This is a genomic window from Micromonospora sp. CB01531 (assembly GCF_001905095.1).
Taxonomy (GTDB): Bacteria; Actinomycetota; Actinomycetes; order Mycobacteriales; family Micromonosporaceae; genus Micromonospora.
Window position 1 is genome coordinate 84,838 of the sequence record NZ_LWLS01000013.1, and the last position, 26,664, is coordinate 111,501.

Genomic DNA, 26,664 nt, shown 5'->3' on the forward strand with positions numbered 1-26,664 from the left:
CACCGGCCGCCCCCGTGACAGCATTGCCGGATGCGGGTGGGCGCGGCGAAGGCGGTGGCGGTCGACTGGGCACGCGAGCGGATGCGCCACGACCCGGCCGTGCGGGGCGCGTTCTTCAGCGGCTCCACGGTGGCGCTGCCGGACCAGGCGGTGCTGGCCGCGTCGTCCGACGTGGACGTCCTGCTGGTGCGCGACGAGCCGGGCGGGAAGCTGGGCAAGTTCCGCCACCGCGGGGTGCTGCTGGAGGTCACCGAGCTGACCTGGGCGGACCTCGGGTCGGCCGACGACGTGCTCGGGTCGTGGGTGTACGCGCCGATGTTCCGCACCGACACCGTGATCGCGGACCCCACGGGACGGCTGGCGGCGATCCGGGATCGGGTGGCGGCCGGGTTCACCGACCCGGGATGGGTGCGGCGGCGGTGCGCCGGGGTACGCCGGCGCGTCGAGGACGGGCTACGGCGGCTGGACGACACGGCGCCACTGCACACCCAGGTGACCGCGTGGTTGTTCCCCACGTCGCTGACCGCGCTGCTGCCGGTGGTGGCGGCACGGCGGGACCCGACGGTCCGCCGCCGGTACGTGTTGGCCCGGCAGGTGCTGGCCGGGCACGGGCTGTCCGACCGATACCGGGAACTGCTCGGCTGGCTGGACGGCGGTGGGGTGTCCCCCGCCCGGGTGCGGGAGCATCTGGCGGGGCTGGGGCGCACGTTCGACGAGGCGGCGCGCGTGGCGCGTACCCCGTTCGCCTTTGGTGCGGACATCACGCCGGCGGCCCGGCCGGTGGTGGTGGACGGCGGCGCGGAGCTGGTCGCGGCGGGCGCGCACCGGGAGGCGATGTTCTGGATCGTGGCGACGTACGCCCGCTGCCACACGATCCTGGCCGCGGACGCGCCGGCGCGGGAGGTGGCGTTGCGGCCGGAGTTCGAGGCGGCGGTGGCGGACCTGGGGGTGGCCTCGGCGGCCGACCGGCGGCGGCGGGCCGACGAGGTGCTGGCGGCCCTGCCCGGCTGGTGGGAGGTGTCCCGTGCGCTCGGCGGGTGGGATGTGGCAGGCTGAGCGTGGACGCGACTGGCGGCACGGGGATGGCAGCAACCATCGGGGAGCTCGTCGCGGGGGTCGACCGCCTGGGCCTCCGCGGGCGAGGTGAGCCATGTCTTCTGTGGAAACGACCGCTCGGATCCTGTCCGGCAAACCGGTGGCGGACCAGGTGCTGGCGGAGGTCACCGAGGCCGTGCAGGCGCTGCGCGCCGCCGGCGTGACCCCGGCCCTGGCGACCGTCCTGGTGGGCGACGACGACGCCAGCGCCGGCTACATCCGGATCAAGCAGCGGCAGGCGGCGGAGCTGGGGTTCGTCTCCCCGCACGTGCACCTGCCCGCCTCGGCGTCGCAGGCGGACCTGCACGCGGTGCTGGCGGACTTCAACGCCGACAAGGACGTGCACGGGGTGCTGGTGCAGCATCCGATCCCGGGGCACCTGGACTACGACCGGGCGTTGCAGGTCCTCGACCCGGACAAGGACGTCGACGGGATGCATCCGGTGAACATGGGCCGGCTGGCGTTGGGCCTGCCGGGTCCGTTGCCGTGCACGCCGGCGGGCATCGAGGCGCTGCTGGCGTATCACGGGGTGCCGGTGTCGGGCCGTGAGGTGGTGATCCTGGGCCGGGGCGCCACGTTGGGCCGGCCGCTGGCGATGCTGCTGGCGCAGAAGCGCCCGACGGCCAACGCGGCGGTGACGGTGGTGCACACCGGGGTGGCGGACTGGCCCCGCTACACACGGCGGGCGGAGATCCTGGTGGCGGCGGCGGGGGTGCCGGGCATCATCCAGCCGGAGCACGTGCGCCCGGGCGCGGTGGTGGTCGGCGGTGGCGTGCGGTACGAGGGGCGGCGCCTGCTGCCGGACGTCGACGAGTCGTGTGCCGCGGTGGCGGGGGCGATCACGCCGCGGGTCGGCGGGGTGGGCCCGACGACGGTGGCGATGCTGTTCCGCAACGCGGTCCGGGCGGCGCAGCGGGCGGCCGGGATGGCCTGAGGCCGCCCACGTCAGGTGGCGGGGACGGGGCGGCCCAGCCAGCCGGAGAGCCAGTCGAACGCGGGATCCTCGGTGGCTTCCCAGACGGACATGCTGTGGCCGCCGCCGTCGACGTAGGCGGTGGTGACGGCCAGCGGCGCCCGGGCCAGGCAGCGCAGCGTTTCGGCGTCGTGGTGGGCCTTGTGGTCGGCGCGGCCGCTGGACAGGTAGAGGGCGACGGCCGGTGGGGGCAGGTGTCGCAGCCGCCACCGGTCGTCGTTGAGGGTGTGTTCGCTGCCGTCGCCGATGGTGATGCCGGGGTCGGCGTAGCCGGAGAGGCTGGCGGCGGCGGCGTACCGGTCGGGGTGGCGCAGGGCCAGGTTGGTGGCGCAGTAGCCGCCGGCGGAGTAGCCGATCAGCCCCCAGCCGGCCCGGTCGGTGCGCACCCGCAGCTGGGCCGCGGCGGCCGCCGGCACGTCGACGGTGAGGAACGTCTCCGCCTGCGGCCCGTGAACCAGGTTGGTGCATTCGGTGTCCAGCAGCGGGCTGGGGGTCTGCGGGGGGAACAGCACGACGGTGGGCGCCATCCGACCCGCGTTGATCTCCTGGTCGAGGTGCCGGGGGGCGGCGAGGCGGTTGAGCCAGGCGGCGGGTGAGCCGGGGTAGCCGTGCAGCGCCTCGACCACGGGGAACCGGTCGGTGGGCTGCCGGTCGTAGGCGGCGGGCAGGTAGGCGGCGACGTGGAGGGTGAGGCCGCTGGCCGCGCCGGCGACGGTGAGGGTGACGACCCGTCCCCCGCCGGGGCCGGCGGCGGGTGCGGCGGCGTCGGCGGCGGCGGGGTCGCGGCCGAGCAGCGCCGACCAGCTGGTCCAGGTGTCGACCTGCCGGTTGACCCAGATCCCGGCGGCGGCGACGGCGGTGAGCAGGCACAGCAGCGCCGTGGCGGCGCGCCCGGCGACGCGGCGGGCCCCGGCGCCGCGGTCCCAGAGCGCGGACAGCAGCACGGCGGCGGCGACCGCGACGCTGGTGGCGGTGAGCGCGGCGGCGAGGCTGTCGGGGGCCACGGTCACCGTCCGCCGGTCGAGGAGCCGGCCTGCGGGGGCGGCGGGATCAGCGGCGCGGGCCCGCCCAGGGGTGCGGGCGTCTGCCGGCAGGCCCAGCGCAGCGCGGTGGGCAGCCGGTCGGCGGGGCGGCCGGGCTGGTGGGTGCCCGCGCCGATGACGGCGACGGTCGCCGTGGCGGGCAGGTCGGCCGGCACGGCGACGCCGCCGGGTTCCGGCGCGTCGTCGAGGAGGGCGAGGGCGGGATAGCGGGTGGGTGCGGCGCGGACCACGGCCCCGGCGAGCCCGGCCAGGTCGGCCGGAGCGATCAGCGCCCAGCTGTGGCTGGTGACCCGCAGGTCGCGGGCGAGGCCGGCGGGCAGGGCCTCGGTGAGGACGGTCGGGGCAGCGGTGGGCCGCAGGTGGGTGAAGACGACGATCACCGGTCCGGTGTCCGCCTGGACCGCGCGGGCGGCGGTGGCCTCCCCGGCGCCGGTGGCGTGGTCGGCCAGGACGGCGATCACCGGGTACCGCCGGGTGGGGTGCTGCGGGTAGTCGGCGGGCACGACCACGGTGGGCGTGGCGGTGACCGGCCAGCGACCACCGCGCGGCGGGTGCCACGGGAAGGCGACCGGGGTGGTGGGGGCCGCGCCGGCCCGGCTGGTGATCCAGCGGTCGAGGCGCCCGGGCCGGGTGGGGTCGGTGTCGTGGCGGGCGACGCCGGCGGGCAGCAGGTCGCCCCAGGTGGGATAGAACCCTTCGGCACGGTTGACGGCGAGGCCGACGGCCAGCAGGGCGAGGACCTCGGTGAGCAGGACGGCGACGGGCCGGGTGAGGGCCTGCCAGCGGCCGTGGCGGCGCCAGGTGCGGGCGGTGCCGACGGCGGCGCCGGCGGCGATGACCCCGATCGTGATGAGCAGCGGCAGGCCGGTCAGCGACATGGCTGGCCCCTCCCCTCGACGTCCCATCGCTATCACGGGCGCCCGGCGACCGGACGGGTTTGGGTGTTCCGTCGCGCCGCGCGCCTCCCCGACGGTAGGGGTTCCCGGCACGCCTCAGCCGAGGTCGACCAGCAGCGGCCGGTGGTCGGAGATGGTAGACAGCGGGGTGTCGACGGCGGTGACGGGCGGCAACCGGTCCCGCCCGTGCCGGTCGGCGAGGATGTGGTCGAGCTGGACGCGGGGCTGCCCGGCCGGGTAGGTGGGACGCCGCCCGAGGGGACGCCACCGGGACAGCAGGGCGGCGGGGCCGGCGGGCAGGTTCAGGTCGCCGAGCAGGATCCGCGGGGCGGGCAGGGTGCGCAGCGCCCGCACGACGCGGCGCAGTTGCAGCACGTTCCAGCCGGGGACGAACGACAGGTGGGTGGCCGCGACGGTGAGCGGCCCGTACGGGGTGGCCAGGACGGCGGCGAGGACCACCCGGGGTTCGTCGCGCAGCAGCACCAGCCCGCCGCCGGGCCCGGGAACGTAGACCGGGGAGCGTACGGGGGCCGGGCGCAGCCGGGTGACCTGCCAGGAGCGGACCGGATGGCGGCTGACCAGCCCCACCCCGTAGCAGGGTTCGCCGTGGCCGTCGTCGTCGTGGGTCAGCGGGCGGAACCCTTCGCCGGGGGTGCCGACGACGGCGGCGGCGAATCGGTGCTCGGGGGCGTCGAGGGCGCGGCCGGCGATGGCGGTGAGGTCGAGCTTGCCGCTGCGGGACTGGTCGCGGTCGACCTCCTGCAGGGCGAGGACGTCGGCGTCGAGTGCGGTGACGGCGGCGGCGAGCCGGTCGGGGTCGACGAGTCCGTCGGTGAGGGACCGGCCGTGCAGCAGATTGAACGTGGCCAGGCGCACCTGCACACCCTACGTCGCCGTGGCAGGCTTGCCCGGTGCTGAAGGCGTTGGTCTGTTCGATCCTGGTGTTCGTGGCGGTGGCGGTGGCGGGCCTGTGGTTGCGGCGGCGCCGGGGCCGCTGAGCCGGCGGTGAGCCTGGCCACAGCGGCTCTCGTCGGGGTGGCGGCGGTGGGAAGAATGGCCGCCCGTGGACCCTCTGTCGTTGACCACCCTGCTGACCGCGGCCGCCCTAGCGGGCTGGGTGGACGCGGTGGTCGGCGGTGGCGGGCTGTTGCTGCTGCCGGCGCTGCTGGTGGCCGCGCCGGGCGTGCCGGTGGCCACGGCGTTGGGCACCAACAAGCTGGCCGCGATCTTCGGCACCTCCACCGCGGCGCTGACGTACGCGCGGCGCACCAAGTTGGACTGGGCGGTGGCCGGGCCGGCGGCCGGGCTGGCCGTGCTGACCGCCGGGCTGGGCGCGGCGCTGGCCGGGGCGGTCCCGGCGGGCGCGTACCGGCCGGTGGTGCTGGTGGTGCTGCTCGCGGTGGCGGTGTTCGTGCTGACCCGGCCGCGGCTGGGCGTGGTGTCGTACCCGCATCGTCGTACGCCGGCGCGGGTGACGGCGGCGGTGGCGGTGGCCGGGGTGGGCATTGCCCTCTACGACGGCCTGATCGGCCCGGGCACGGGCACGTTCCTGGTGTTGGCGTTCACCGCGCTGATCGGCGCGGACTTCGTGCAGGGTTCGGCGATGGCGAAGGTGGTCAACGCGGGCACCAACCTGGGCGCGCTGGTGGTGTTCGCGGCCACCGGGCACGTGTGGTGGCTGCTCGGGGCGGCGATGGCGGTGTGCAACGTCGCCGGTGCCGCGCTGGGGGCGCGGATGGCGCTGCGGCGCGGCGCTGGTTTCGTCCGGGTGGTGCTGCTGGTGGTGGTGCTGGCCCTGGTGGCGAAGCTGGGCTATGACCAGTGGCGGGCCGGCTGAGCCGGCCCGCCACCACGTCGGCTCAGGCGTGCCGGACGACCTCGTCGTAGTCGAGGCGGGGCAGCCGGGGGAACCAGGCGTCCGGGCCGGGCTTGCCGATGTTGACCACGAGCAGGGACTGCCAACTGCTGTCGGCGAAGAACTCCTTGTCGACGCCGGCGGCGTCGAAGCCGCCCATCGGTCCGGCGGCCAGGCCGGCGGCGCGGACGGCGAGCAGCCAGTAGCCGATCTGCAGGGTGGCGTTGAACCGGGCCATCTGCTCGCGGCCGGCGGGGTCCTCGGCGAGGGCGTCGCGCATCTGCGGGCGGATCGGGAAGACCCGCGGGACGAACTCGTGGAAGTCGGTGTCGGCGGCGAGGACGGCGACGACCGGCGCGGTGGCGGTCTTGGCGCGGTTGCCCTCGTTCATGTGGGTGAGCAGCCGTTCGCGGGGCTCGCCGTCGCGGACGTAGAGCACCCGCAGCGGCTGGGTGTTGGCGGCGGTGGGCGGGTACTTGGCGAGCTCGTGGATGGTGCGCAGCTGCGCGTCGCTGACCGGTTCGTCGGTGAACGTGTTGGCGGTGCGGGCGTCGGTGAACAGCAGGGCCTGCGCCTCGGGGTGCAGGGTGATCAGGTCGTTCATGGGTCCTCGTCTCAGCGTTGCTGCTCCATGTGCGGAAGCAGCTAGCTTTTTAGTAGTGCCTTGCCGGGCGAGCGTTGCGCGTATCCTGAGGGCATGACGACGAGGCCCCAGGTGGCTCACACTCCCCGCTCCTGCGACGGGGGGTTGGCCCGGGCCTTCGCGTTCCTCGGCAAGCGGTGGAACGGGGTGCTGCTGGGCACCCTCGCCAACGGGCCCGCCGGCTTCGCGGAGCTGGCCCGGGCACTGCCCGGAATCAGCGAGTCGGTGCTGTCCGACCGGCTCGGTGAGCTGTGCCGGGTGGGTCTGGTCTCCCGCACCGTGCGGGAGGGGCCGCCGGTGGGGGTCAGCTACCAGCTCACCGACCGGGGAGCCGCCCTGCTGCCGGCCCTGGACGCCCTGGCCCGCTGGGCCCACGACCACCTGCCCGCTGAGACGGGACGCCCCGGCGGCTGCTGACCGCCGCCGTGTGATCATCGGCGGATGCCCGTACGCGCCGAACACGACCGGACCGTCCTGGCCGACCTGCTGGGCCGGGACCCGGTGCTGCACGCCTACCAGCTGGGCGACCTGGACGACTTCTTCTGGCCCTACACGTCGTGGTACCGCCGGGGCGACCAGGTGGCGTTGCTCTACCACGGCGTCGACCTGCCGACGCTGCTGGCGTTCACCACCCCGGAGCGGACCGGGGAGCTGGCGGCGCTGCTGGGCGAGCTCGCGCCGGTGCTGCCGGCCCGGCTGTGGGCGCACCTCTCCCCCGGCCTGGACGACACCGTCGCCCGCTGGTACGAGGTGTCCGACGCCGCCGTGCACCACCGGATGGCGTTGACCGACCCGGACCGGCTGGCCCGGGCCACCGCCACCGGGGAGGTGCTCGACCGGTCCGACCTGCCGGCGCTGCTCGACCTGTACGCGGTCGCCTATCCGGGCAACTGGTTCGACCCGCGGATGCTGGACACCGGCCAGTACGTGGGGATCCGGGAGGCCGGCGAGCTGGTCACCGTGGCCGGGGTGCACGTCTGGTCCCCCACCTGGCGGGTGGCCGCCCTGGGCAACGTCACCACCCACCCACGGGCGCGTGGCCGCGGCCTGGCCGGCGCCGCCGTGGCCGCGCTCTGCGCCCGGCTGCGGGCCCGCGTCGAGCATGTGACGCTCAACGTCCGGGCCGACAACACCGCCGCCGTGCGCCTCTACGAGCGGCTCGGCTTCACCCGGGTCGCCGACTTCACCGAGTGCGCGCTGCGCCGCCGCCCGTGACGGCGCGGCCGGCCAGTCTGCCCTGTCCAGCCGCCACGCCGGGTCAACAACCCGACGCTGACCTGGGCATGTGTCGGACCGGCCGGGGTCGGCCGGGCCCCTAGCGTCTGCTTCGAGGCCGCGTCCGGGGCGGGCGCGGCGGAGTCGAAGGAGACACGATGGGTGTGACAGCAGTGGTCCGCGGGCGCGCCAGGGGGGTGACCGTCGCCGCCGTGGCCGCGATGGTGACCGCGGTGGCGGCCCCCGCCTGGGCGGCCCCGGGGGTCGACCCGGGCACGGTGGACCGGTCCGCCGATCCGGGCGCGACGATCCCGATCAGCAAGGTGGTCTCGACGCCGCCGATTCCGCCGAAGCCGGACGTGGTGCTGCTGGTCGACACGACCGGCAGCATGGGCCCGGCGATCGCCAACGTCCGGACCAACCTCCAGCAGGTGATCACCAACGTCCGTACCGCACAGCCCAGCGCCGAGTTCGCGGTCGCCTCCTACCGGGACGAGGGTGACGGGCCGGAACTGTTCCGGGTCCGGCAGGACCTCACCGCCGACGCCACCGCCCTGCAGACCGCCGTGGACGGGCTGGCAGCCGCCGGCGGTGGCGACACCCCGGAGGCGTGGGTGAACGCCCTGTTCCAGGTCTCCGACGGCGCGATCGCCTACCGGTCGGGCAGCAGCCGGATCGTGGTGCTGGTCGGTGACGCTCCCAGCCACGACCCCAGCGCCGGACACACCCTCGCGCAGGCCACCGCCGCGCTGCAGGCCGACGCCGCCCGGCTGCTCGCCGTCAACGTCAGCGGCGGGGGCGGCGGGCTGGACGCCGCCGGCCAGGCCAGCAGCGTGGCCGCCGCCACCGGCGGCCAGGTCGTCGGCAGCGCCCCGGACACGGTGACCGCGGCCATCCTGAACGGGCTGCGGAACCTGGACGTCACCGTCACCCCGACCGTGACCTCCTGCGACCCGGGCCTGTCGGTGAGCTTCGACGCCGCGTCGCGGACCCAGCAGAGCGGCACCGACGTGCCGTTCGCCGAGACCATCACGGTGGCCGGGAACGCCGCCCAGGGCGCCACCCTGCACTGCACGGTGGACTTCCGGCTCAACGGACTCTCCGGCGGGCCGGGGTTCGTCGAGCACATCAGCGTGAAGGTCAACGATGTCACCCCGCCGACGGTGGTCGTCGACGACCGGACGGTCGAGGCGACCAGCCCCGCCGGCGCGGTGATCAACTACCCGGCCAGCGCGACCGACAACGTCGACGGGCCGCTGACCCCGACGTGCGCGCCGCCGCCCGGCAGCACCTTCCCGCTGGGCGCCAGCACGGTCACCTGCACCGCCACCGACGCGGCCGGCAACACCGGCAGCGACACCGCGGTGATGCGGGTGGTGGACACCACCGCCCCGACCACGCGGTGCGTGCCGACGAACAACCCGAGCGGCGGCAACGTTCCGGGCTCCTACAACCCGGACGGGTTCTACCAGTTGACCGCCACCGACCTGGTGGACACGAAGGTGGACGTGTACATCGGGGACGCCGCCGACCCGACGGTGAAGTTCGGGCCGTTCCCCGCCGGCACGAAGATCAAGCTGGTGCAGGCGCCAGGGGCGCAGTCCCGGGTCAAGGACGGCGCCGGCGACATCGACTACAAGGTCACCCTGCGCGGCGACGCGGTGATCACCGGCGTCGACGACGCCGGGAACACCTCGACCGCGACCTGCCTGGTGGCCCCGCCGCCGAAGTGAGCCGGTGAGCCGACGCGGGGGTGGCCGGACGGCCACCCCCGCGTCGTCACAACCCCCGACTGGGCGAGTCGAACCGCCCGGCCCGGATCTCCCGCAACGCCCGGCGGCGGGTGTCGCCGCGCAGCGTGTCCACGTACAGGCGGCCGTGCAGGTGGTCGGTCTCGTGCTGCAGGGCCCGGGCCAGGAACCCGCTGCCGGAGATGGTCAGCGGCTGGCCGTGCTGGTCGAAGCCGTGCGCGGTGGCGTGCATCGCCCGCGCGGTCGGGAAGTACAGCCCGGGGATGGACAGGCAGCCCTCGTCGTCGTCCTGCAGCTCAGTGGACAGCTCCAGCCGGGGGTTGATCAGGTGGCCGCGGTGGCCGTCGGCGTCGTAGACGAACACCTGCGCGCTCACCCCGATCTGCGGGGCGGCCACCCCGGCGCGGCCGGGCGCGCCGAGCAGCGTGTCCATCAGATCCTGCACGAGCTCGCGCAGCTCGGCGTCGAAGCTGGTCACCGGCTCGCACGGGGTACGCAGCACGGGGTCGCCGATGATCCGGATCGGGCGCATAGTCATGCCCGGAAGGCTAACCGCCCGTTACCTCCCCGGTCGCGCCCACCCGCCCGGCCGGCCGGTGCCGGATCAGCACCTCGATGCCGTCGAGGATGCGGGCCAGCCCGAAAGGCGCGGGCCGGGTCGCCGGCGTCCTGGCCGCTGCTGCTCATCGCGGTGTTCCTGCCGCTGTCCGCGCGTCGCCGGCAACGCCTCGACCGGTGACCGCTCCGGGCGGCCCCGCCGGGGCCGCCCCGACCTGCGGGGTCGGCTCAGGCCGGCCGGTGGGGGCCAGGCCGGTGCCGGCGATGCGGTCGCGCAGCGGGCGGCGGCGCAGCGCCGCGAGGACCGCGTACAGCTCGTCGGCCAGGGGTACGGGCAGTTCGGCGTCGAGCTGCCGCATGGCGGTGGTGGTGGCCGCCCATTCGGCCTCGATGACGGGCAGCAGGGCGCGGGCCCGGTCGGTGAGGGTGACGATGCGCTGCCGGGCGTCGGCGCCGGGGGTGAGGGTGACCAGGCCGGCGCGGCTCATCTGGGCGACGGTCTGGCTGGCGGCGGAGTGGGTTACCCCGACCCGGGCGGCGAGGTCGCGGATGGGCAGCGGTCCGTCGGCGACCAGCACCCGCACCAGCGGCGAGTACCGGGGCCGGTAGTCGGCCAGGTCCAGGTCGTCGTAGACGGCGGCGACGTCGCCGTCGAGCAGCTCGAGGACGTGGCGCAGCAGGGTGCCGAGCGCCTCGCGGTCGGGGGTGGCGGTCACGTCCGCTAATGTAACAGCGCTGTTGTATCTGGGCCTCGGGAGGGGAACCGCATGTATCCGGAGATCGAGCCGTACGCGCACGGCCTGCTCGACGTCGGCGACGGCCAGCACGTCCACTGGGAGACCTGCGGCAACCCCGACGGCCGCCCCGCCCTGGTCGTGCACGGCGGCCCCGGCTCCGGCGCCACCGCGTCCTGGCGGCGGCTGTTCGACCCGGCCGCCTACCGGATCATCCTGTTCGACCAGCGCGGCTGCGGGCGCAGCACCCCGCACGCCAGCGACCCGGCCGTGGACCTGTCGGTCAACACCACCGCCCACCTGCTCGCCGACATGCAACGGCTGCGCGAGCACCTCGGCGTCGACCGGTGGCTGCTGTGCGGCGCCTCCTGGGGCTCGTCGCTGTCCCTGGCGTACGCCCAGCGCCACCCGGAGCGGGTCACCGCGCTGGTGCTGTTCAGCGTGGTCGCCAACACCCGCCGCGAGATCGACTGGGTGACCCGGGACATGGGCCGGATCTTCCCGCAGGAGTGGGCCCGGTTCCGTGACGGCGTGCCCGAGGCGGACCGGGACGGCGACCTGTCCGCCGCGTACGCCCGGCTGGTCAACGACCCGGACCCCGCCGTGCGGGAGCAGGCCGAGCGTGACTGGTGCGCCTGGGAGGACGTGCACGTCTCCCTCGCCGGCGGCTTCACGCCCAGCCCCCGCTACGCCGACCCGGTGTTCCGGGCGTGCTTCGTCCGGATCGTGACCCACTACTGGCGCAACCTCGGCTTCCTGCCCGACGGACAGTTGCTGCGCGACGCCGGGAAGCTCGCCGGCATCCCGGGTGTACTGGTGCAGGGCCGCCTCGACGTCAGCGGCCCGCCGGACATCGCCTGGCAGCTCACCCGCGACTGGCCGGACGCCCGGCTGGAGATCGTGGAGTCCGGCGGCCACGGCAGCGGCCACGGCGTGGGCGAGCGGGTGGTGGCGGCCCTGGACGCCTTCGCCCGCGCCTGACCGGCCCCGCCCGAGGGCCGCGCACCCGCGGCAGGGCCTCAGCCGGCGGCGAGCAGCGCGCGCACCGGGGCGGCCTTCGCGGCCGCCTCGGCGACCTCGGCCGCCGGGTCGCTGCCCCAGGTGATGCCGCCGCCGGCCCACAGGTGCAGCCGTTCGGCGTCGGCCGCGGCGGTGCGGATGGTCAGCCCCAGGTCGAGCCGGTCGGGTCCGACCCAGCCGAGCGCGCCCATGCCGGCGCCCCGCCCGACGGGTTCCAGGGCCGCTATCCGGTCCAGCGCGGCGAGTTTCGGGGCGCCGGTCACCGACCCGCCGGGGCAGACCGCACGCAGCAGCTCGGCCAGGCCCAGCCCGTCGGCGGGCGCCGCGGACACCGTCGACTCCGCCTGCCACAGGTCGCACCACCGGCGTACGGCGAACAACTCGTCGACCCGCACCGAGCCGGTGCGGGCCACCCGGGCCAGGTCGTTGCGTTCCAGGTCGACGATCATCACGTGCTCGGCACGTTCCTTGGCGGAGGCGAGCAGCTCCCGGCGTCCGGCGGGGGTGGCCGGCCGGGTGCCCTTGATCGGCCGGGTGACCAACCGGCCGTGCTCGAGGGCGACCAGCGTCTCCGGGGAGGCGCAGCCGACCGCCCAGCCGAGCCCGGACAGGGTGCCGCCGTAGCGGGCGCCGGGCAGGGCGGCCAGCCGGGCCAGGGCGGGCAGCGGGTCCCCGGCGTACGGGGCGGCGGCGTGGCCGACGAGGTTGACCTGGTACACGTCGCCGCGGCCGATGGCGGCACGCACCGCGACCACGGCGTCGGCGTGCTCGCGGGGTGTCCAGCTGTCCCGCCAGTCCCCCAGCCACCAGCCGCCGCCGCCCGGGCGGTCCGGCCGGGCGGGCGGCCGCGGCGCGTGGCCGTAGACGACCACCACCAGGTCAGGCAGCGCCGGTACGGGGCTGGGCGCTCCCGGCGCGCCGCCGGCGATCAGGGCCCCGGCGGCGGCGGACAGGTAGAGGGCGGCGCCGCACACCCCGGTCGGGTCGTGCGTGCCGGGGCGGGCCAGGTCTTGCCGGGCGATCCCGTGGGCGGCGAGGAACTCCTGCGCCAGCAGGGCGGGATCGCCGCCGTCGGCGGGGTGCCACTGCAGCCGGGCCCGTTCCACGAGCCGGTCCCGGCATCCGGCGGGCGCGCCGGGCACGTCGACACCGCGTGGGAGCGCTTCCACGCCGAATGGCTTGTTGCCACTCATCCGTTCAGCCGATTTCGGGTGAACAAGACGGAAGCCTGCTCGATAGCGCGCGCTTCCGCTTGGTACTGTGCGTCACTGGTCATGTGAACCATGACACAGCGCCCCCACAGCCCGGAGAACCCGATGTGCCAGCACCAACCCACCTGCCCCTCCGCCGAGGCGACCGACCGCGAAGCCGCCCGCGTCCTCGCCTGCTTCCGTGAGCAGGGCTGGAGCCTGCTCTGCAACGGAGTCATCGTCTTCGAGGACACCGGCGAACTGCTCCCCGACGGCAGCACCATCGCCCCACACCGCGGCCCCGCCCGACACGCCCTCGTCGCCTGATCGATCACGCTCCGTCAGGAGCGTACGCGTCGACCCGTCGACGCACCGGCCGGGGCGGCGAACCGCACCGCCCCGGCGCCACCCGTCAGCTCTCGAACGCCTCCGGTGACGGGCACGAGCAGACCAGATTCCGGTCGCCGTACGCCCCGTCGATCCGCCGCACCGGCGGCCAGTACTTCCCCGCCCGGTCCACGCCGGCCGGGTACGCCCCCACCGACCGCGGATACGGGTGCGGCCACTCGTCCGCCGACACCATCGCCGCCGTGTGCGGGGCGTTGCCCAACGGATTGTCCCCGGCCGGCCACTCACCCGAGGCCACCTTGTCGATCTCCGCCCGGATCGCGATCATCGCGTCGCAGAACCGGTCCAGCTCGGCCAGGTCCTCACTCTCGGTCGGCTCCACCATCAGCGTCCCCGCCACCGGGAACGACATCGTCGGCGCGTGGAACCCGTAGTCGATCAGCCGCTTCGCCACGTCGTCGACGCTCACCCCGGTCGCCTTGGTCAACGGCCGCAGGTCCAGGATGCACTCGTGCGCCACCAGGCCCTTGTTGCCGGCGTACAGCACCGGGAAATGGTTCCGCAGCCGCGCCGCCACGTAGTTCGCCGCCAACACCGCCACCCCGGTCGCCCGGGCCAGACCCTCGGCCCCCATCATCCGCAGGTACGCCCACGGGATCGGCAGGATCCCCGCCGACCCGTACCGGGCCGCCGAGATCGCCGGCCGGCCCTCCTGCGCCACCCCGGCCGGGTCGCCGGGCAGGAACGGCGCCAGGTGCGCCCGCACCGCCACCGGCCCCACACCCGGCCCACCACCGCCGTGCGGGATGCAGAACGTCTTGTGCAGGTTCAGGTGCGACACGTCCGCCCCGAACCGGCCCGGCTTGGCGAAACCTACGAGGGCGTTGAGGTTCGCCCCGTCGACGTACACCTGACCGCCGGCGTCGTGCACCTTCGCGCACAGCTGCCCGATGCCCGTCTCGTACACCCCGTGCGTCGACGGGTACGTCACCATGATCGCGGCCAGCACGTCCCGATGCTTGTCGATCTTCGCGTCGAGGTCGACCAGGTCGACGTTGCCGTCCACGTCGCAGGCCACCACGACCACCCGCATCCCGGCCATCACCGCCGACGCCGCGTTGGTGCCGTGCGCCGACGACGGGATCAGACACACGTCCCGGTGCCCCTGCCCCCGCTGCCGGTGGTACGCCCGGATCGCCAGCAGCCCCGCCAGCTCACCCTGCGAGCCGGCGTTGGGCTGCACGCTGACCGCGTCGTACCCGGTCACCTCCGCCAGCCAGTCCTCCAACTGGCCGATCAGCTCCCGGTACCCGGCGGTCTGCTCCGCCGGCGCGAACGGGTGCAGGTGCGCGAACTCCGGCCAGGTGACCGCCTCCATCTCGGTGGTGGCGTTCAGCTTCATCGTGCACGACCCCAGCGGGATCATGCCCCGGTCCAGCGCGTAGTCGAAGTCCGACAACCGCCGCAGGTACCGCAGCATCGCCGTCTCCGAGTGGTGGCTGCGAAACACCGGGTGGGTCAGGAAGTCCGACGTGCGCGCCAGCCCCCGCGGCAGCGCCGCACCGCCGGCGCCGCCGAAGGCGGGCACCCCGAAGGCCGCCCACACCGCCGCCAGGTGTGCGGGGGTCGTCGTCTCGTCGCAGGCGATCCCCACCCGATCGGCGTCGACCAGCCGCAGGTTCACGTTCCGCCGCGCCGCGGCGGCGACCACCTCGGCGGCCCGCCCCGGCACCGTCGCGGTGACCGTGTCGAAGAACGCCACGTCCGCGACCTGCACGCCGCCGGCCCGCAGCCCGGCCGCCAGCCGCGCCGCCATCTCATGGGTACGCCGGGCGATCGCCCGCAGCCCGTCCGGGCCGTGGTAGACCGCGTACATCCCGGCCATCACCGCCAGCAGCACCTGCGCGGTGCAGATGTTGCTGGTCGCCTTCTCCCGCCGGATGTGCTGCTCGCGGGTCTGCAACGCCAGCCGGTACGCCGGGTTCCCGTCGACGTCCTTCGACACCCCGACGAGCCGGCCGGGCAGCATCCGCTCCAGGCCCGCCCGGACCGCCAGGTAGCCGGCGTGCGGCCCACCGAAGCCCATCGGCACCCCGAACCGCTGCGTGGTGCCGGCGGCGATATCGGCGCCGATCTCCCCCGGCGGACGCAGCAGCGTCAACGCCAGCAGGTCCGCCGCCACACACACCAGCGCCCCGACCTGATGCGCCGCCGCCACCAGGCCGGTGTGGTCCCGGACCGCCCCGGACGCGCCCGGGTACTGCAGGTGCAGGCCGAAGAACTCACCGGGCAGCTCGTCCCGCTCGACGTCGAGCACCCGCACGTCGATGCCGAGCGGCTCCGCCCGGCCGGCGATCACCGCGATGGTCTGCGGCAGGGTGTCGGCATCCACCACGTACACCGGGCTCTTGCTCCTGGACGCCCGGCGGGCGAGGGTCATCGCCTCGGCCGCCGCGGTGCCCTCGTCGAGCATCGACGCGTTCGCGGTGGCCAACCCGGTCAAATCGGTGACCATGGTCTGGAAGTTCAGCAGCGCCTCCAGCCGGCCCTGACTGATCTCCGGCTGGTACGGGGTGTACGCCGTGTACCAGGCCGGACTCTCCAGCACGTTGCGGCGGATCACCGCCGGAGTGTGGGTGCCGTGGTAGCCCAGACCGATCATCGACACCGCGACGGTGTTGCGGGCGGCCAGGGCGCGCAGCTCGGCGATCGCCTCCCGTTCACTGGCCGCGGCCGGCAGGTCCAGGGTGCCGTGCCAGCGGATCACCTCGGGGATCGCGGCGTCCATCAGCTCGTCGATGGAGCTGTAGCCGACGGTCTCCAGCATCCGGCGCTCGTCGCCGGGGTCGGGGCCGATGTGCCGGTCGGCGAACTGCTCTGTCATGCGCGGCGCTCCTTGTCGGGGCGAGGTCGACGGGTCGGCCTCCCCCTGAGTCGCGCTGACGCGCTCCACAGTGCCTGCCCACGTGGTCCTTTTGCCTGAGAGGTTCCGGGGAGGAATCTGCCCCTTCGGCGCCGTCCGGGTGGTTTCCGGGCGGTCTCTCCCGCGTGGGTGGTACCGGCATGGTCAACGCTACCAGCGACCGGGTTTCCGGCTCATCTCCGACCCTGCCGGCCGCCCTACACCGCGGCCGGCTCCCCGGCGACGCCGCTCACGGCGGGCGCCCCGATCCGGTCGGCCAGCGCGGGCAGCACCTCACCCAGCGGCCGGTCCACCCGCACCGCGGCGTGCCCGTCGCCGCGGGTCGGCCCCTGGTTGACGATGGCCACCGGGATGCCCAGCTTCGCCGCCCGAAGCACGAACCGCCGCCCGGACATCACCGTCAACGACGAGCCGAGCACCAGCAGCGCCCGAGCCCGCTCGACCAGGGCGAAACAGTCGGCGACCCGGGATGCCGGCACGGTCTCGCCGAAGAACACCACGTCCGGTTTCAGCATGCCGGTGCCGCAGACACCGCAGTCGAGGATGCGGAACCCGGCCACCGCCCCGTCGGGCACGTCGACGTCACCGTCGGGGTTGACGTGGGCGACCTGCGCGGCGAAGCCCGGGTTCGCCTCCCGCAGCCGCCGGTCCAGTTCCTCCCGAGAGGTCAGGTTGCCGCAGTCCAGGCAGACCACCTCGTCGAGACGGCCGTGCAGCTCGACCACCCCGCTGCTGCCGGCGGCGGTGTGCAGCCCGTCCACGTTCTGGGTGATGATCCCGCCGACCAGGCCCGCGTCCTGCAACCGGGCCACCGCCCGATGCCCGGCGTTCGGGGCGGCCCGCGCGATCAGCCGCCACCCCAGGTGGCTGCGCGCCCAGTACCGCCGCCGCGCGTCCGGGTCCCCGGTGAACGCCTGGTACGTCATCGGGGTGTGCCGGCGGGCGGCGCCGCTGGGCCCCCGGTAGTCCGGGATGCCCGACTCGGTGGACAACCCGGCGCCGCTGAGCACCACGACGTCCCCGGCGCCCACCAGCCCGGCCAACACGTCGATCTCCGTCACCCGTCCATGCTGCCTCAGCCGCCGCCCCGGCTCCCACCGGGTGACCGCCCTCACCCGCCCAGGCGACAACCCCCACCGGCGGGACCCGCCACACCCGAGGGCCGGCAGGCGGTGCGGCTCACCCGGCAGCCGACCAGGTGGCATCGTCGCGACGGTCCCGGGTCGGCCCACCGGCGTGGCGGGCCGACCTCGGAGATCAGCGCTGCTGGTGGCGGGGCGGCAACGCCACCCGCACCCGGCCCCCGCCCACCGGCGCGGTACCCACCTGAGCGCCACCGCCCACCGGCGCAGCGCCGGCGGCCGCCGGAGCCCCGGCGACCTCCGCGGCGATCCGCTCCATGGTCCGCGCCAGCTGCTCACTGCCGTCGTCGAGGTGCCGGGCCGCCGCCTGCATGTGCGAGATCATCATCTCGCCGAAGATCCGCAGCGCCTCCCGCGTCGCCACGGAGTCGTCGAAGCTCGCGCCGGCGTTGCTGCGGTAGTCCGCCACCGCCCGCTCGGCCTCCTGCTTCGCCTCCTCCGCCGCCGCCCGCATGTAGCTCTCGTACTGCATCCGCGCGTACTCGGCCACCCGCTGCGCGTAGTCGTGCGCCTGCGCGATGATCTGCTCGGCCTCCCGCTGCGCCGCCGACAGCAGGTTGACCTCCTTCGCCGCGGGCAGCTTCGCCGCGGGCAGCTTCGCCGCCGCCCCCGTGCTCGGGATCACCCCGTGCCGGTGCAGCTCCAGGTGGTCGTTGAGCCGCTCGTTCTCCGCGCGCAGGTTCGCCACCTGCGTCGCCAGCACATCCAGCTCATCGGCCACCTGCATCCGAAACCGGTCCACGTCCGTGGGCTCGTACCCACGGCGGGTGAACGACGCCGCGCCGAACTCCCACCGCCGCACCCGGTCCGAGGTCAACCGGACCTGCACGCTGGAGACCTGGCCCCCGTCATACCTGCTGATCGGGGTTGCGCTCACCGGGCGCCCCTTTCGTTCGCGACTGCGGGCCTCGCAAGCTCACTCCTCGCGCTCACCGGACACCTCCGGAATCGTCAGAGGCGGTCGCGGTCCGCCACGTCGGCCCGTACCAGTGCTTGCCGAAACCCTCATGGTGCAGCTGACCCTGGTGGTAGCCCGTCCTGGTCAACGTCGTCACCGAATGATTGACCATCTCGTCCGAGCCGCAGATGTACACGTGCCGGGACCGCCAGTCCCCGTCGGCCAACGCCCGGTCCACCACGTGCCCGAACTCCCCCGGCCGCTGAAGGTCCATACCCACCACGTAGGTGACCGCCAACCACGGATACGACGCCGCCAGCTTCTCGATCGCCTCGTTGTCGTAGAACTCGCCAGGCGACCGGGCACCCACATACAGATCGACCCGGCGGCGGGACCCCTCCGCCGCGACCTGCTCCACCAGGGACTTCAGCGGGGCCCAGCCGGTGCCGCTGCCCAGCAGCAGCAGATCGGAGGTGCCGGCCGGCCACAGCGTCAACCGGTCCCCCACCGGGGCGGCCAGGTGGACCTGGTCACCCACCGCGCACCCGTACACCAACCGCGACGACACCGCGCCGCCCGGCGCCGCGCGCACGTGCAGCTCCAGCGTGCCGTCCGCCCGGGGCGCGTTCGCCGGCGAGTAGTACCGCCACGCCCGCACCGCCGGATGGGACACCCCGATCGACTGGCCCGGCGCGAACGGCAGCAGGTACTGCGGACGCAGCGTCAGCACCGCCAGATCGAACGCCCGCCGCTCATGCCCGAGAACCTCGGCCACCCACCACGGCGGGTTCACCGCCTCGGCCGCCTGCGCCGCGTCGATCATCACCTGCGACACCAGCCCGTACGCGGCCGTCCAGTCCTGCGCCAGCTCGTCGGTCCACGCCTCGCCGAGGAAATGCTGCAACGTCGCCACCAGCGCCTCACCGACCGCCGGATAGTGCTCCGGGCGCACCGCGAACTTGCGGTGGTCGGCGCCGAGATCCTGCAGGAACCCGACCAGGCTGTCGACCTGGTCCACGTGGGACACGATGTGCCCCAACGCGGTCACCAGCCGATCCCGCTGCCCGGCCATGTTCGTGGGGAACATCTGCCGGGTCTCCGGGTGGGACAGGAACAACATGGAATAGAAATAGAGCGGCACCTGGTCGCCGTGCGCGGCGACCAGAGACCAACTCTGCTTCAGTCGTGCCGCATCCACACTCAGACGCCCGTCCCGCGTCCCTGGGCCACCACCTGGTCCTGCACCTTCTCCAGGACGACCTGCACGTAGCCGATGATGTCGCCCGGCACGCCCAGCTCCGTCAGCGTCGCCGTCAGGTGCTCACCGACCTTGACGTAGTGCGCCACCGGAATGTTCAACGGCTGGTGCACCTCGGCCAGCTCACGGCCCTCGTACTCGTTCGGTCCGCCGAGCACCACGGTGAGCATCAACGCGAGGTGCCGCCGCTGCTCGGCCATGTTGAGCTCGGTGAAGTAGCCGGCCAGCTCCGGGTCGGCGAGCACCTTGTCGTAGAACAGGGCCACCGCCGCCTTGACCGAACTGGCGCCGCCAATCCGCTCGTAGTGGGACGGCGCGGTCTCTTCAATAACCGTCACGGTCGTTCCTTCCAGGGTGAAAGGCCGCGCGACTCGGCGCGGAGGGGCAACCGGTCGGCTGGCGGGAGGTGCCGTAACGTTCAGTGCCAGCGCGACCGTGTGGGACCTTAGCGCGCCATCCGGATAAAGGCACGGCCGGCCTATCAGATTTTTGACAACCGCCGACCGGCCAGCGTCGTCATCATCCGGAAGGCCGGTTCATCGTCGAGCCCACCGGGCAGTGACAGCGCGTCACCGGCGGTCGACCTGTCCACGTGACACCCTCCACCCTGGACGGGCCGCGACCACCGTAGATGCCATCCGCTCAAGGCGCCCAGTCGCGTCGCGCCACCGGTCCCACCCATCGGAGCAGCCCGGCCAACCACCAGCCACCCCGACACGCAGCGCAACAAAGGATCGCGTCGGGCTCCAGCCACGACGCGATCCCACACACCGGCCCCGACGGGAACCCCCGCCGACGGACCGCCAGCTCAGCCCGCCCGACGACGCGCCCGACGTGCCGCCAACTCGTCACCCACCGACTTCGCCGACGGCGACTCCGCCGACTCCTCGCCAGCACGACCCGACGAATCCGCCGGCTCCGCCGGCAGCGACGACAACGACCCCTGGATCTCCTTGAACGCGCCACCGATCGCGATGCCGAACACCCCCTGGCCACCCTGCAACAGGTCGACCACCTCCTCCGGCGACCGGCACTCGTACACCGACGTCCCATCGGAGATCAACGTGATGCCCGCCAGGTCCTCCACCCCACGCGACCGCAACGCCTCGATCGCCCTACGGATGTTCTGCAACGACACCCCGGCGTCCAACAGCCGCTTCACGACCTTCAACACCACCAGGTCGCGGAAGGAGTACAACCGGGACGTCCCCGAACCCGACGCATCCCGCACGCTCGGCACCACCAAGCCCGTACGAGCCCAGTAGTCCAACTGCCGGTAACTGATGCCCACCGCATGACACGCCGTCACGCCCCGGTAGCCCACCTCGCCGTCACCGCCCGGCGCAGGCGCCACACCCGCCTGCTGCTCCGTACTCGGACCAGGATCTCGCGGCTCGTGCATCCGGACAACCTCCCCGCCCGTGCGGTGACACGCCGCCTCTCCGCGCACGTGCACCCCTCGACACCGCAACCCTATCGCCGCACCAAGGAGTTACCACGCACGAACCACCGCGACACGCCGCGCAACCACCAGGAAGATCACCCACAGCAGGCGACGCTCACCCACCGTGACACCGGTGCGCCGGGCCACCGACCCCACCCGGGCCGGCCACCGGTCAGCCCGCGAAATCCTCCGGCCGCACCTGCTCCAGGAACTCCCGGAACTTCTCCACCTCGTCCTCCTGCTCGTCCGGGATCACGATCCCCGCCTCACTGAGGACCTGCTCCGCACAACGAATCGGAGCCCCCACCCGCAACGCCAACGCGATGGAGTCACTCGGCCGCGCCGACACGCGCACCCCGTCACCGATCAACAGATCGGCGTAGAAGACGTTCTCCTTCAACTCGGTGATCTCCACCGCCCGCAACGGCGCCTGCAACGCCGCCAACACGTCCCGCAAAAGATCGTGCGTCAACGGCCGCGCCGGCTTGACCCCCTGCTGCTCGTAGGCGATCGCCGTCGCCTCGACCGCGCCGATCCAGATCGGCAGATAGCGGTCCCCCTCGACCTCCCGCAGCAGGACGATCGGCTGGTTGCTGGGCAGCTCCACCCGAACTCCGACCACGCTCAGCTCGCGCACCGCCGCCTCCGTGTCGTTGTCACCTACGCCCGCACCGCGCCCTTCCCTGCACGGTACACGGACCGCGACACGAGAGTCCCATGCGCTACGTGCACCACGCCTCGCCAAAACGGGTTACCCCGGCAAGCCTACGACACGCTTCCCGAGCCAGATCTTTCCGCGCCCACCGACAGCAGAGGCCGGGCGCCCCAACGACACCCGGCCCCACACCTCACCGACCCAACGTCGACCGCAGCCCCACCCGCACCAACGCCGCGTGCAACTGCTGCGACAACGCCACCAACTCCCGCGCCGTCTCCGCCGCCCGCGCCCGCGCCGCCGGATCACTCTGCCGCGCCAACGGCGCCACCAACTGCGCGAACAGACCGACCTCCCGATCCGCCGCCGTCCGGTACCCCCGCAGATGCCGCGGCTCCAACCCGTACGCCGCCAACCCCGCCACCGCCCGCGCGATGATCAACGCATCCGCGTCGTACCAACCCGGCGGATCGGGCACCAGCACACCGAGCCGCTCCAACTCGGCCAACGTCGACTCGTCGACACCACTACGGGAGATCAGATCCGCCCGCCCCAGCCGCACCTCCGACGACTCGGCGGACTCCACCCCCTCCCGACCCGGCACCTCACCACCGGGACCGACCGCCACCAACGCCGGCCGCTGCCGCCCCGGCGCCGCACCCGACGCGTCCCACTCCGCCAACTGATCACGGATCACCCGCAACGGCAGATACTGGTCCCGCTGCGCGGTCAACACGAACCGCAACCGCGCCACATCGTCCCAGCTGTACTTCCGATACCCCGCCGGCGTCCGCTGCGGCTCCACCAGGCCCTCGGCCTCCAGAAACCGCAACTTCGAGATGGTGACGTCCGGGAACTCCGCCCGCAACTGCGCCAACACCTCACCGATACTCATCAGCGGTATGGCACGCGCCGCCCCGGACGGCGTCGAAGCCGCAGGCCCGTTCACCCCCGGCCGGCCTCCTCCTCCGGACGCGGACCAGCGATGAACACCACCCGGAACTTACCGATCTGCACCTCGTCACCATTGCTCAACGTGGCCGCCTCGACCCGCTCCCGATTCACGTACGTGCCGTTCAGACTGCCCACGTCCCGCACCGTGAACGTGCCACCGTCCCGGTGGAACTCGGCGTGCCGCCGCGACACCGTCACGTCATCGAGGAAAATGTCACTGTCCGGGTGCCGCCCACTCGTCGTCACATCGTGATCCAACAAGAACCGGGCACCCGCATTCGGACCGCGACGAACCACCAGCAGCGCCATACCCGGCGGCAACGAGCCGGACATCCGGCTCGGCACCACATCGGTGTCCGGGCCCTCCAGCACTTCGTCGAGCGAACCGAGATTGAGCGTCGAAGTGACGTCGAGCGGGGGGAACTCGTCGTCTGGGCGCGTCATGGGGACCACCTCACGGATCTGTTCGGTCGGCGTCAGGGTAATGGCGGGTCTGGCCGCCGGGCAGTCACACACCCGGCGGCTGGCTCCCCGTGCCCGGGAAGGCGCATTCCACAACGCTCAACTATCGGCTTTTCGGTCGACTGGGCGAGCCTAGCCAGCGCCGAAATACAGGGCAACCGGACGCGCGGAGAACCAACCCCGCCGCCCGCAACGACAAATCAGCTCTCAGTGAGCTCGCGGTACCCAGCAGCGGTCAACAAACCCTCGACCACCGCCGGATCATCCACGGTGATCTCCACCAACCACCCCGCACCGTACGGGTCCGTGTTGATCACCTCAGGCGTGTCGGTCAACGCCTCGTTGCGCGCCGACACCGTGCCACTCACCGGCGCGTAGATCTCCGACACACTCTTGGTCGACTCGATCTCACCCAGCGACTCACCCGCCGCCACCACCGCACCCTCGTCCGGCAACTGGACGAACACGATGTCACCCAGAGCGTCCTGAGCGAAGTGCGTGATACCGACCCGGACGGCACCGCCGTCACCACCCACCACCCACTCATGCTCGGCGGTGTACCGCAGATCCTCAGGAATCACCAGCAGCGTCCTTCATCATCGGTGCACCGGGGGAAAACCGGCGCGGCCCCGACCGGTCAGGAAACCGGCCGGGCGTGTTCCAGCTTGATCGGCGCGTGCAACTGCGAAACCTCCACAGCCTCACGATCCTCAACGATCACGTTACCGCCGGCATCCGTCACCGATGCGACCACCCCGCCGGGAATGTTCAACGCGGTACGCATCGTCGCCGGATCACCGATCACCAGGACCGTGTACGGACCGCTCAACCGCCGCCCGTCCACCACCAGGCCACCACTCTGCCCGTCCACGAAATAGGTCGACGCGATGATCCGCACCGCCGTCCCGTCCGCCCCGGCGATCTGCATGGCCTCGGCGCCCGCACCCCGCAACTCCTGCACCGCGTCCAGGATCCGCGTCGGCGCCAACGCCTTCTCGCCACCCTCGAACCGCACCGACAGACCCGGCCCCACCGCCGGCAACGTACCCGCCAGGATGCCCAGTTCGTCCGCCCGCCGCGTCGCCTCCTCCAACGCCGCCGCCCGGCCCTGCTCACCCGAGCGCAACTGCCGCTGGCTCTCCTCCAACGCCGCGATGTCCTGCCGCAACCGCCGCTCCCGCGAATCCAGATCCGACGAGATCCGGACCAGGTCCTCCTCCCGCGTCGCCGCCAGCGTCGGATCCGTCGACGTCGTCTTCAACTGCACCACCAGGGTGAACCCCAGCAACGCCAGCAGCACCGCGATCATCGCCCCCGCCGACGTCAACCGCCGCGACACCGACTTCGCCGTCGCCGACCCGTCCGGCGCGTCGCCCGCCGGCTCACCCGCCGGCAGGTCCTCCGCCTCCCGCTCCGCCGGCGACAACGGGCTCAACTCGTCCGGATCCGGCGCGTCCGGACGCGGATCCGGCTCACTCGCCGGACCCGACGGCCGCGCCGGCTTCTCCGGCTCCGGCCAACCCGTGCCCGTCTCCCGGTGCTCCTCGCTCATCACCACAACCTACGCCCGGAACAGGTGCCGACGGATCGCCGCCACGTTCCCGAAGATGCGCACCCCGAGCACGACCACCACACCGGTGGACAACTGACCGCCCACACCCAACTGGTCACCCAGGTACACGATCACACCCGCCACCAGCACGTTCGAGATGAACGACACCACGAACTGCTTGTCGTCGAAGATCCGGTCCAGCTTCGCCCGCACGCCACCGAACACCGCGTCCAGCGCGGCCACCACGGCGATCGGCAGATACGGCTGCAACGCCGCCGGCACGGTGGGGTCCAGATACACCCCGAGCAGCACACCGGCGAACAACGCCAGCACCGCGATCATCGGCCACCTCCGGAGGGGCTGGGAGACGTCCGCGAACCGGACGGCCCCGGACTGGTCGAACCGGCGACACCCGAACCCGACGGAGACGGACTCGGACTCACCGAGGGCTCGGCGTAGATTAGCCGCGGCTGCGGCGCGGCCGGCAGCGTGAGGTCGTCGACGTCCTTCACACCGAACGACAACCCGGTGGTCCGCGCCACGTCGCGCATCAAGTCCGCCGCCCGGCTGCCGTCGAACTTGTCCCGCATCGACCCCGGACCGATCGCCGTCACCTCGTACGGGCTCGTCACCGGGCGGTAGTCCACCAGGATCGCCTCACCCGCCGAACGGATCGTCGACGTCGCCGTCAGCCGCTGACCGTTGACCGCGACCGCCTCCGCGCCCGCCGCCCACAACGCGTTCGCCACCTTCTGCAGGTCCGAGTACAACACCCGGGACGGGCCGGCGTCCGCACCGGTCACCGCGTCCTTGTCCGCCGCCGCGTCGGCCAACCGCACCACCACACCGTCACCGCGCACCCGGCCCAGGCCCGTACCCGCCTCCAGGTTGCGCAACCGGGACGCCTGCGAACCACTCAACGCCGCGTCCCGCTGCCGGCCGACCTCCTCGCGCAGCTGGTCCGCCCGCTCGGTCAACCGGTCCGTCTCGGCCTCCCGCTGCTTGATCTCGGCGATCAGCCCGGCCCGCGCCTTCGCCCGGCTCGGCTGCTCCGCGATCGTCTCCCGGTACGCCACCGCGAACAGAAACCCGATCACCACGAGCACCACCAGGCTGACCGGACGGGCCAGCAGCCGCCGCAACCGCGACGTGGGCCCCTCCTGGCGCCGCGCCGCCGCGTCGGCGTACCCGGGATCGAGCGGGTTGCGGAACAGCTCGGTGAGGAAGTCCGGGGCGTACGCCCGCGCCGACGGGTCCCCGGCCCGCTCCCGCGGAGCCAGGCTCATGCCGCCGCTCCCGCGCGCCGCGCCCGCATTTCGCGGACCAGGCGGCTGGCCTGCACCACGTACATGCCGCCGGCCACCCAGTAGAGCACCAGACCCCACCAGGCCAGCCCCCAGCCGATCGCCCCGGCGGCCGTGGCGATGCTCGGCGCGGCGGCCGCCAGCAGCAGGGTCGGGAACGCGGCCAGCAGCAGGAACGTCGCCGTCTTGCCGACGTAGTGCACCGGCGGTGGGCCGTAACCGTAGCGGCGCAGCACCCCGAGCGACCCGAGCAGGAGCAGCTCGCGCGCCAGCAGCGCCGCGGTGAACTGCCACGGCACCACCTCGCGCGCGGTGAACGCCAGCAGCGTGGCCAGGATGTAGAGCCGGTCGGCGAGCGGGTCGAGCAGCTCCCCCAGCCGGCTGACCTGGTGCAGCCGGCGGGCGATCCAGCCGTCCACCCAGTCGCTGGTGCCGCCGATCGCCAGCACCACGATCGCCGCGACGTCGGCCCGGACCACGAGGAAGAGGTAGAGGAACAGCGGCACGCCGACGAGCCGGACGAAGCTGATCACGTTCGGCAGGGTGAGGACACGGTCGACCACCACCGCCGTCGCACCGCCGGGAGCCGGATGCTCCGATGGAGCCGGCCGACGCGACACCGAACCCTCCCTTCGCAGCACGACCCGGGACCGACCACGATCGGCCGATCCTTCGGACGTGCGCGTTGCCGGCCGGTCAGTGCCGGCGCCCTCTGTGATCCCGGGCTGGGACCTCCCCGATGCGGCCCGCG

General features: G+C 73.5%; 29 protein-coding genes and 2 riboswitches. Of the genes, 8 read left to right on the plus strand and 21 right to left on the minus strand.

Going from position 1 to position 26,664, the window contains the following annotated elements; genetic code table 11:
• Positions 1-30: 30 nt before the first annotated feature.
• Together A6A27_RS04420 and A6A27_RS04425 are read left to right on the plus strand one after the other, a co-directional pair.
• Complete coding sequence (locus tag A6A27_RS04420; protein WP_073833150.1) at positions 31-1,056, plus strand: hypothetical protein; 1,026 nt, start codon at positions 31-33, stop codon at positions 1,054-1,056.
• Positions 1,055-1,137, plus strand: a riboswitch (ZMP/ZTP riboswitch). It overlaps the preceding gene by 2 nt.
• A gap of 13 nt (positions 1,138-1,150) precedes the next feature.
• Positions 1,151-2,029 carry a bifunctional 5,10-methylenetetrahydrofolate dehydrogenase/5,10-methenyltetrahydrofolate cyclohydrolase gene (locus A6A27_RS04425; RefSeq protein ID WP_073833151.1) on the plus strand — a complete coding sequence of 293 codons (879 nt, stop codon included), beginning with the start codon at positions 1,151-1,153 and terminating at the stop codon, positions 2,027-2,029.
• 11 nt (positions 2,030-2,040) lie between these two features.
• On the opposite strand, the gene A6A27_RS04430 is transcribed toward A6A27_RS04425, so the two are convergent.
• From A6A27_RS04430 to A6A27_RS04440, 3 genes are all read right to left on the minus strand, one after another.
• Positions 2,041-3,072 carry an alpha/beta hydrolase gene (locus A6A27_RS04430; protein WP_073833282.1) on the minus strand — a complete coding sequence of 344 codons (1,032 nt, stop codon included), beginning with the start codon at positions 3,070-3,072 and terminating at the stop codon, positions 2,041-2,043.
• A gap of 2 nt (positions 3,073-3,074) precedes the next feature.
• Positions 3,075-3,989 carry a hypothetical protein gene (locus A6A27_RS04435; RefSeq protein WP_073833152.1) on the minus strand — a complete coding sequence of 305 codons (915 nt, stop codon included), beginning with the start codon at positions 3,987-3,989 and terminating at the stop codon, positions 3,075-3,077.
• A gap of 114 nt (positions 3,990-4,103) precedes the next feature.
• Positions 4,104-4,883 carry an endonuclease/exonuclease/phosphatase family protein gene (locus tag A6A27_RS04440; protein ID WP_073833284.1) on the minus strand — a complete coding sequence of 260 codons (780 nt, stop codon included), beginning with the start codon at positions 4,881-4,883 and terminating at the stop codon, positions 4,104-4,106.
• Between the two features lie 202 nt (positions 4,884-5,085).
• Between A6A27_RS04440 and A6A27_RS04445 the strand changes: the two genes are divergently transcribed.
• Complete coding sequence (locus tag A6A27_RS04445) at positions 5,086-5,844, plus strand: sulfite exporter TauE/SafE family protein (protein WP_274534521.1); 759 nt, start codon at positions 5,086-5,088, stop codon at positions 5,842-5,844.
• Between the two features lie 22 nt (positions 5,845-5,866).
• On the opposite strand, the gene A6A27_RS04450 is transcribed toward A6A27_RS04445, so the two are convergent.
• Positions 5,867-6,466 carry a malonic semialdehyde reductase gene (locus A6A27_RS04450; protein ID WP_073833154.1) on the minus strand — a complete coding sequence of 200 codons (600 nt, stop codon included), beginning with the start codon at positions 6,464-6,466 and terminating at the stop codon, positions 5,867-5,869.
• Positions 6,467-6,559: 93 nt separating this feature from the next.
• Here A6A27_RS04450 and A6A27_RS04455 point away from each other — a divergent pair, with 93 nt between their 5' ends.
• From A6A27_RS04455 to A6A27_RS04465, 3 genes are all read left to right on the plus strand, one after another.
• Positions 6,560-6,922, plus strand: coding sequence for a winged helix-turn-helix transcriptional regulator (locus A6A27_RS04455; RefSeq protein ID WP_073833155.1), 363 nt, complete (start codon positions 6,560-6,562; stop codon positions 6,920-6,922).
• A 24-nt stretch (positions 6,923-6,946) separates the two neighbouring features.
• Entirely contained in the window at positions 6,947-7,720 is a 774-nt protein-coding gene (locus A6A27_RS04460) for a GNAT family N-acetyltransferase (protein ID WP_073833156.1), read from the plus strand.
• Between the two features lie 158 nt (positions 7,721-7,878).
• The gene (locus A6A27_RS04465) at positions 7,879-9,453 is read left to right on the plus strand and encodes a VWA domain-containing protein (RefSeq protein ID WP_143193876.1); all 1,575 of its coding nucleotides are present in this window, start codon (positions 7,879-7,881) and stop codon (positions 9,451-9,453) included.
• A 46-nt stretch (positions 9,454-9,499) separates the two neighbouring features.
• Here the strand turns inward: A6A27_RS04465 and def are convergent, their stop codons facing one another.
• Together def and A6A27_RS04475 are read right to left on the minus strand one after the other, a co-directional pair.
• Positions 9,500-10,009, minus strand: coding sequence for a peptide deformylase (gene def / locus A6A27_RS04470; protein ID WP_073833159.1), 510 nt, complete (start codon positions 10,007-10,009; stop codon positions 9,500-9,502).
• A 145-nt stretch (positions 10,010-10,154) separates the two neighbouring features.
• Positions 10,155-10,745 (minus strand): MarR family winged helix-turn-helix transcriptional regulator, encoded by a 591-nt coding sequence (locus A6A27_RS04475; RefSeq protein ID WP_073833161.1) that lies wholly within the window; start codon positions 10,743-10,745, stop codon positions 10,155-10,157.
• Positions 10,746-10,796: 51 nt separating this feature from the next.
• Between A6A27_RS04475 and pip the strand changes: the two genes are divergently transcribed.
• Positions 10,797-11,744, plus strand: a complete 948-nt coding sequence (pip, locus tag A6A27_RS04480) for a prolyl aminopeptidase (RefSeq protein ID WP_073833162.1) — start codon at positions 10,797-10,799, stop codon at positions 11,742-11,744.
• A gap of 38 nt (positions 11,745-11,782) precedes the next feature.
• Here pip and A6A27_RS04485 read toward each other — a convergent pair whose 3' ends face one another.
• Positions 11,783-12,976, minus strand: coding sequence for a chorismate-binding protein (locus tag A6A27_RS04485; protein WP_073833164.1), 1,194 nt, complete (start codon positions 12,974-12,976; stop codon positions 11,783-11,785).
• Positions 12,977-13,099: 123 nt separating this feature from the next.
• On the opposite strand from A6A27_RS04485, the gene A6A27_RS04490 reads away from it, so the two are divergent.
• Positions 13,100-13,300, plus strand: coding sequence for a DUF5999 family protein (locus A6A27_RS04490; RefSeq protein ID WP_073833165.1), 201 nt, complete (start codon positions 13,100-13,102; stop codon positions 13,298-13,300).
• Positions 13,301-13,385: 85 nt separating this feature from the next.
• Here the strand turns inward: A6A27_RS04490 and gcvP are convergent, their stop codons facing one another.
• From gcvP to A6A27_RS04560, 14 genes are all read right to left on the minus strand, one after another.
• Complete coding sequence (gene gcvP, locus A6A27_RS04495) at positions 13,386-16,205, minus strand: aminomethyl-transferring glycine dehydrogenase (RefSeq protein ID WP_073833167.1); 2,820 nt, start codon at positions 16,203-16,205, stop codon at positions 13,386-13,388.
• Positions 16,206-16,278: 73 nt separating this feature from the next.
• Positions 16,279-16,378: riboswitch (glycine riboswitch) on the minus strand.
• Positions 16,379-16,441: 63 nt separating this feature from the next.
• Complete coding sequence (locus A6A27_RS04500) at positions 16,442-17,305, minus strand: NAD-dependent protein deacetylase (RefSeq protein ID WP_073833168.1); 864 nt, start codon at positions 17,303-17,305, stop codon at positions 16,442-16,444.
• A gap of 196 nt (positions 17,306-17,501) precedes the next feature.
• The gene (locus A6A27_RS04505) at positions 17,502-18,263 is read right to left on the minus strand and encodes a DivIVA domain-containing protein (RefSeq protein WP_073833170.1); all 762 of its coding nucleotides are present in this window, start codon (positions 18,261-18,263) and stop codon (positions 17,502-17,504) included.
• 52 nt (positions 18,264-18,315) lie between these two features.
• Positions 18,316-19,482, minus strand: coding sequence for a globin domain-containing protein (locus A6A27_RS04510; RefSeq protein ID WP_073833172.1), 1,167 nt, complete (start codon positions 19,480-19,482; stop codon positions 18,316-18,318).
• 2 nt (positions 19,483-19,484) lie between these two features.
• On the minus strand, positions 19,485-19,880 hold the full coding sequence (locus A6A27_RS04515) for a group I truncated hemoglobin (protein ID WP_073833173.1): 396 nt from the start codon (positions 19,878-19,880) through the stop codon (positions 19,485-19,487).
• 470 nt (positions 19,881-20,350) lie between these two features.
• The gene (locus tag A6A27_RS04520) at positions 20,351-20,944 is read right to left on the minus strand and encodes a MerR family transcriptional regulator (RefSeq protein ID WP_083672417.1); all 594 of its coding nucleotides are present in this window, start codon (positions 20,942-20,944) and stop codon (positions 20,351-20,353) included.
• Between the two features lie 214 nt (positions 20,945-21,158).
• Complete coding sequence (locus tag A6A27_RS04525) at positions 21,159-21,623, minus strand: bifunctional nuclease family protein (RefSeq protein ID WP_073833177.1); 465 nt, start codon at positions 21,621-21,623, stop codon at positions 21,159-21,161.
• A 211-nt stretch (positions 21,624-21,834) separates the two neighbouring features.
• Positions 21,835-22,536 carry a transcriptional regulator FtsR gene (gene ftsR / locus A6A27_RS04530; protein ID WP_198940184.1) on the minus strand — a complete coding sequence of 234 codons (702 nt, stop codon included), beginning with the start codon at positions 22,534-22,536 and terminating at the stop codon, positions 21,835-21,837.
• Between the two features lie 50 nt (positions 22,537-22,586).
• Positions 22,587-23,039: an oxoglutarate dehydrogenase inhibitor Odhl gene (gene odhI / locus A6A27_RS04535; protein WP_007071101.1), complete on the minus strand. Its 453-nt coding sequence runs from the start codon at positions 23,037-23,039 to the stop codon at positions 22,587-22,589.
• A gap of 218 nt (positions 23,040-23,257) precedes the next feature.
• Positions 23,258-23,638 carry a glycine cleavage system protein GcvH gene (gene gcvH, locus A6A27_RS04540; protein ID WP_073833180.1) on the minus strand — a complete coding sequence of 127 codons (381 nt, stop codon included), beginning with the start codon at positions 23,636-23,638 and terminating at the stop codon, positions 23,258-23,260.
• A gap of 56 nt (positions 23,639-23,694) precedes the next feature.
• Positions 23,695-24,612 (minus strand): DUF881 domain-containing protein, encoded by a 918-nt coding sequence (locus tag A6A27_RS04545; protein WP_143193884.1) that lies wholly within the window; start codon positions 24,610-24,612, stop codon positions 23,695-23,697.
• A gap of 6 nt (positions 24,613-24,618) precedes the next feature.
• Complete coding sequence (locus A6A27_RS04550) at positions 24,619-24,951, minus strand: small basic family protein (RefSeq protein ID WP_073833183.1); 333 nt, start codon at positions 24,949-24,951, stop codon at positions 24,619-24,621.
• On the minus strand, positions 24,948-25,895 hold the full coding sequence (locus A6A27_RS04555; RefSeq protein ID WP_073833185.1) for a DUF881 domain-containing protein: 948 nt from the start codon (positions 25,893-25,895) through the stop codon (positions 24,948-24,950). Before A6A27_RS04555 ends, A6A27_RS04550 begins: the two co-directional genes overlap by 4 nt.
• Positions 25,892-26,533 (minus strand): CDP-alcohol phosphatidyltransferase family protein, encoded by a 642-nt coding sequence (locus A6A27_RS04560; RefSeq protein WP_073833187.1) that lies wholly within the window; start codon positions 26,531-26,533, stop codon positions 25,892-25,894. The genes A6A27_RS04555 and A6A27_RS04560 overlap by 4 nt, the downstream gene beginning before the upstream one ends.
• Between the last annotated feature and the right edge of the window lie 131 nt (positions 26,534-26,664).

Coding starts and splice junctions, on each gene's coding strand:
- A6A27_RS04555 (WP_073833185.1), bottom strand. CDS start 25,895: ATGAGCCTGGCTCCGCGGGAGCGGGCCGGGGACCCGTCGGCGCGGGCG.
- def (WP_073833159.1), bottom strand. CDS start 10,009: ATGACTATGCGCCCGATCCGGATCATCGGCGACCCCGTGCTGCGTACC.
- A6A27_RS04520 (WP_083672417.1), bottom strand. CDS start 20,944: ATGCACGAGCCGCGAGATCCTGGTCCGAGTACGGAGCAGCAGGCGGGT.
- A6A27_RS04425 (WP_073833151.1), top strand. CDS start 1,151: ATGTCTTCTGTGGAAACGACCGCTCGGATCCTGTCCGGCAAACCGGTG.
- pip (WP_073833162.1), top strand. CDS start 10,797: ATGTATCCGGAGATCGAGCCGTACGCGCACGGCCTGCTCGACGTCGGC.
- A6A27_RS04485 (WP_073833164.1), bottom strand. CDS start 12,976: ATGAGTGGCAACAAGCCATTCGGCGTGGAAGCGCTCCCACGCGGTGTC.
- A6A27_RS04420 (WP_073833150.1), top strand. CDS start 31: ATGCGGGTGGGCGCGGCGAAGGCGGTGGCGGTCGACTGGGCACGCGAG.
- A6A27_RS04435 (WP_073833152.1), bottom strand. CDS start 3,989: ATGTCGCTGACCGGCCTGCCGCTGCTCATCACGATCGGGGTCATCGCC.
- A6A27_RS04450 (WP_073833154.1), bottom strand. CDS start 6,466: ATGAACGACCTGATCACCCTGCACCCCGAGGCGCAGGCCCTGCTGTTC.
- A6A27_RS04460 (WP_073833156.1), top strand. CDS start 6,947: ATGCCCGTACGCGCCGAACACGACCGGACCGTCCTGGCCGACCTGCTG.
- odhI (WP_007071101.1), bottom strand. CDS start 23,039: ATGACGCGCCCAGACGACGAGTTCCCCCCGCTCGACGTCACTTCGACG.
- ftsR (WP_198940184.1), bottom strand. CDS start 22,536: ATGAGTATCGGTGAGGTGTTGGCGCAGTTGCGGGCGGAGTTCCCGGAC.
- A6A27_RS04455 (WP_073833155.1), top strand. CDS start 6,560: ATGACGACGAGGCCCCAGGTGGCTCACACTCCCCGCTCCTGCGACGGG.
- A6A27_RS04550 (WP_073833183.1), bottom strand. CDS start 24,951: ATGATCGCGGTGCTGGCGTTGTTCGCCGGTGTGCTGCTCGGGGTGTAT.
- gcvP (WP_073833167.1), bottom strand. CDS start 16,205: ATGACAGAGCAGTTCGCCGACCGGCACATCGGCCCCGACCCCGGCGAC.
- A6A27_RS04490 (WP_073833165.1), top strand. CDS start 13,100: ATGTGCCAGCACCAACCCACCTGCCCCTCCGCCGAGGCGACCGACCGC.
- A6A27_RS04465 (WP_143193876.1), top strand. CDS start 7,879: ATGGGTGTGACAGCAGTGGTCCGCGGGCGCGCCAGGGGGGTGACCGTC.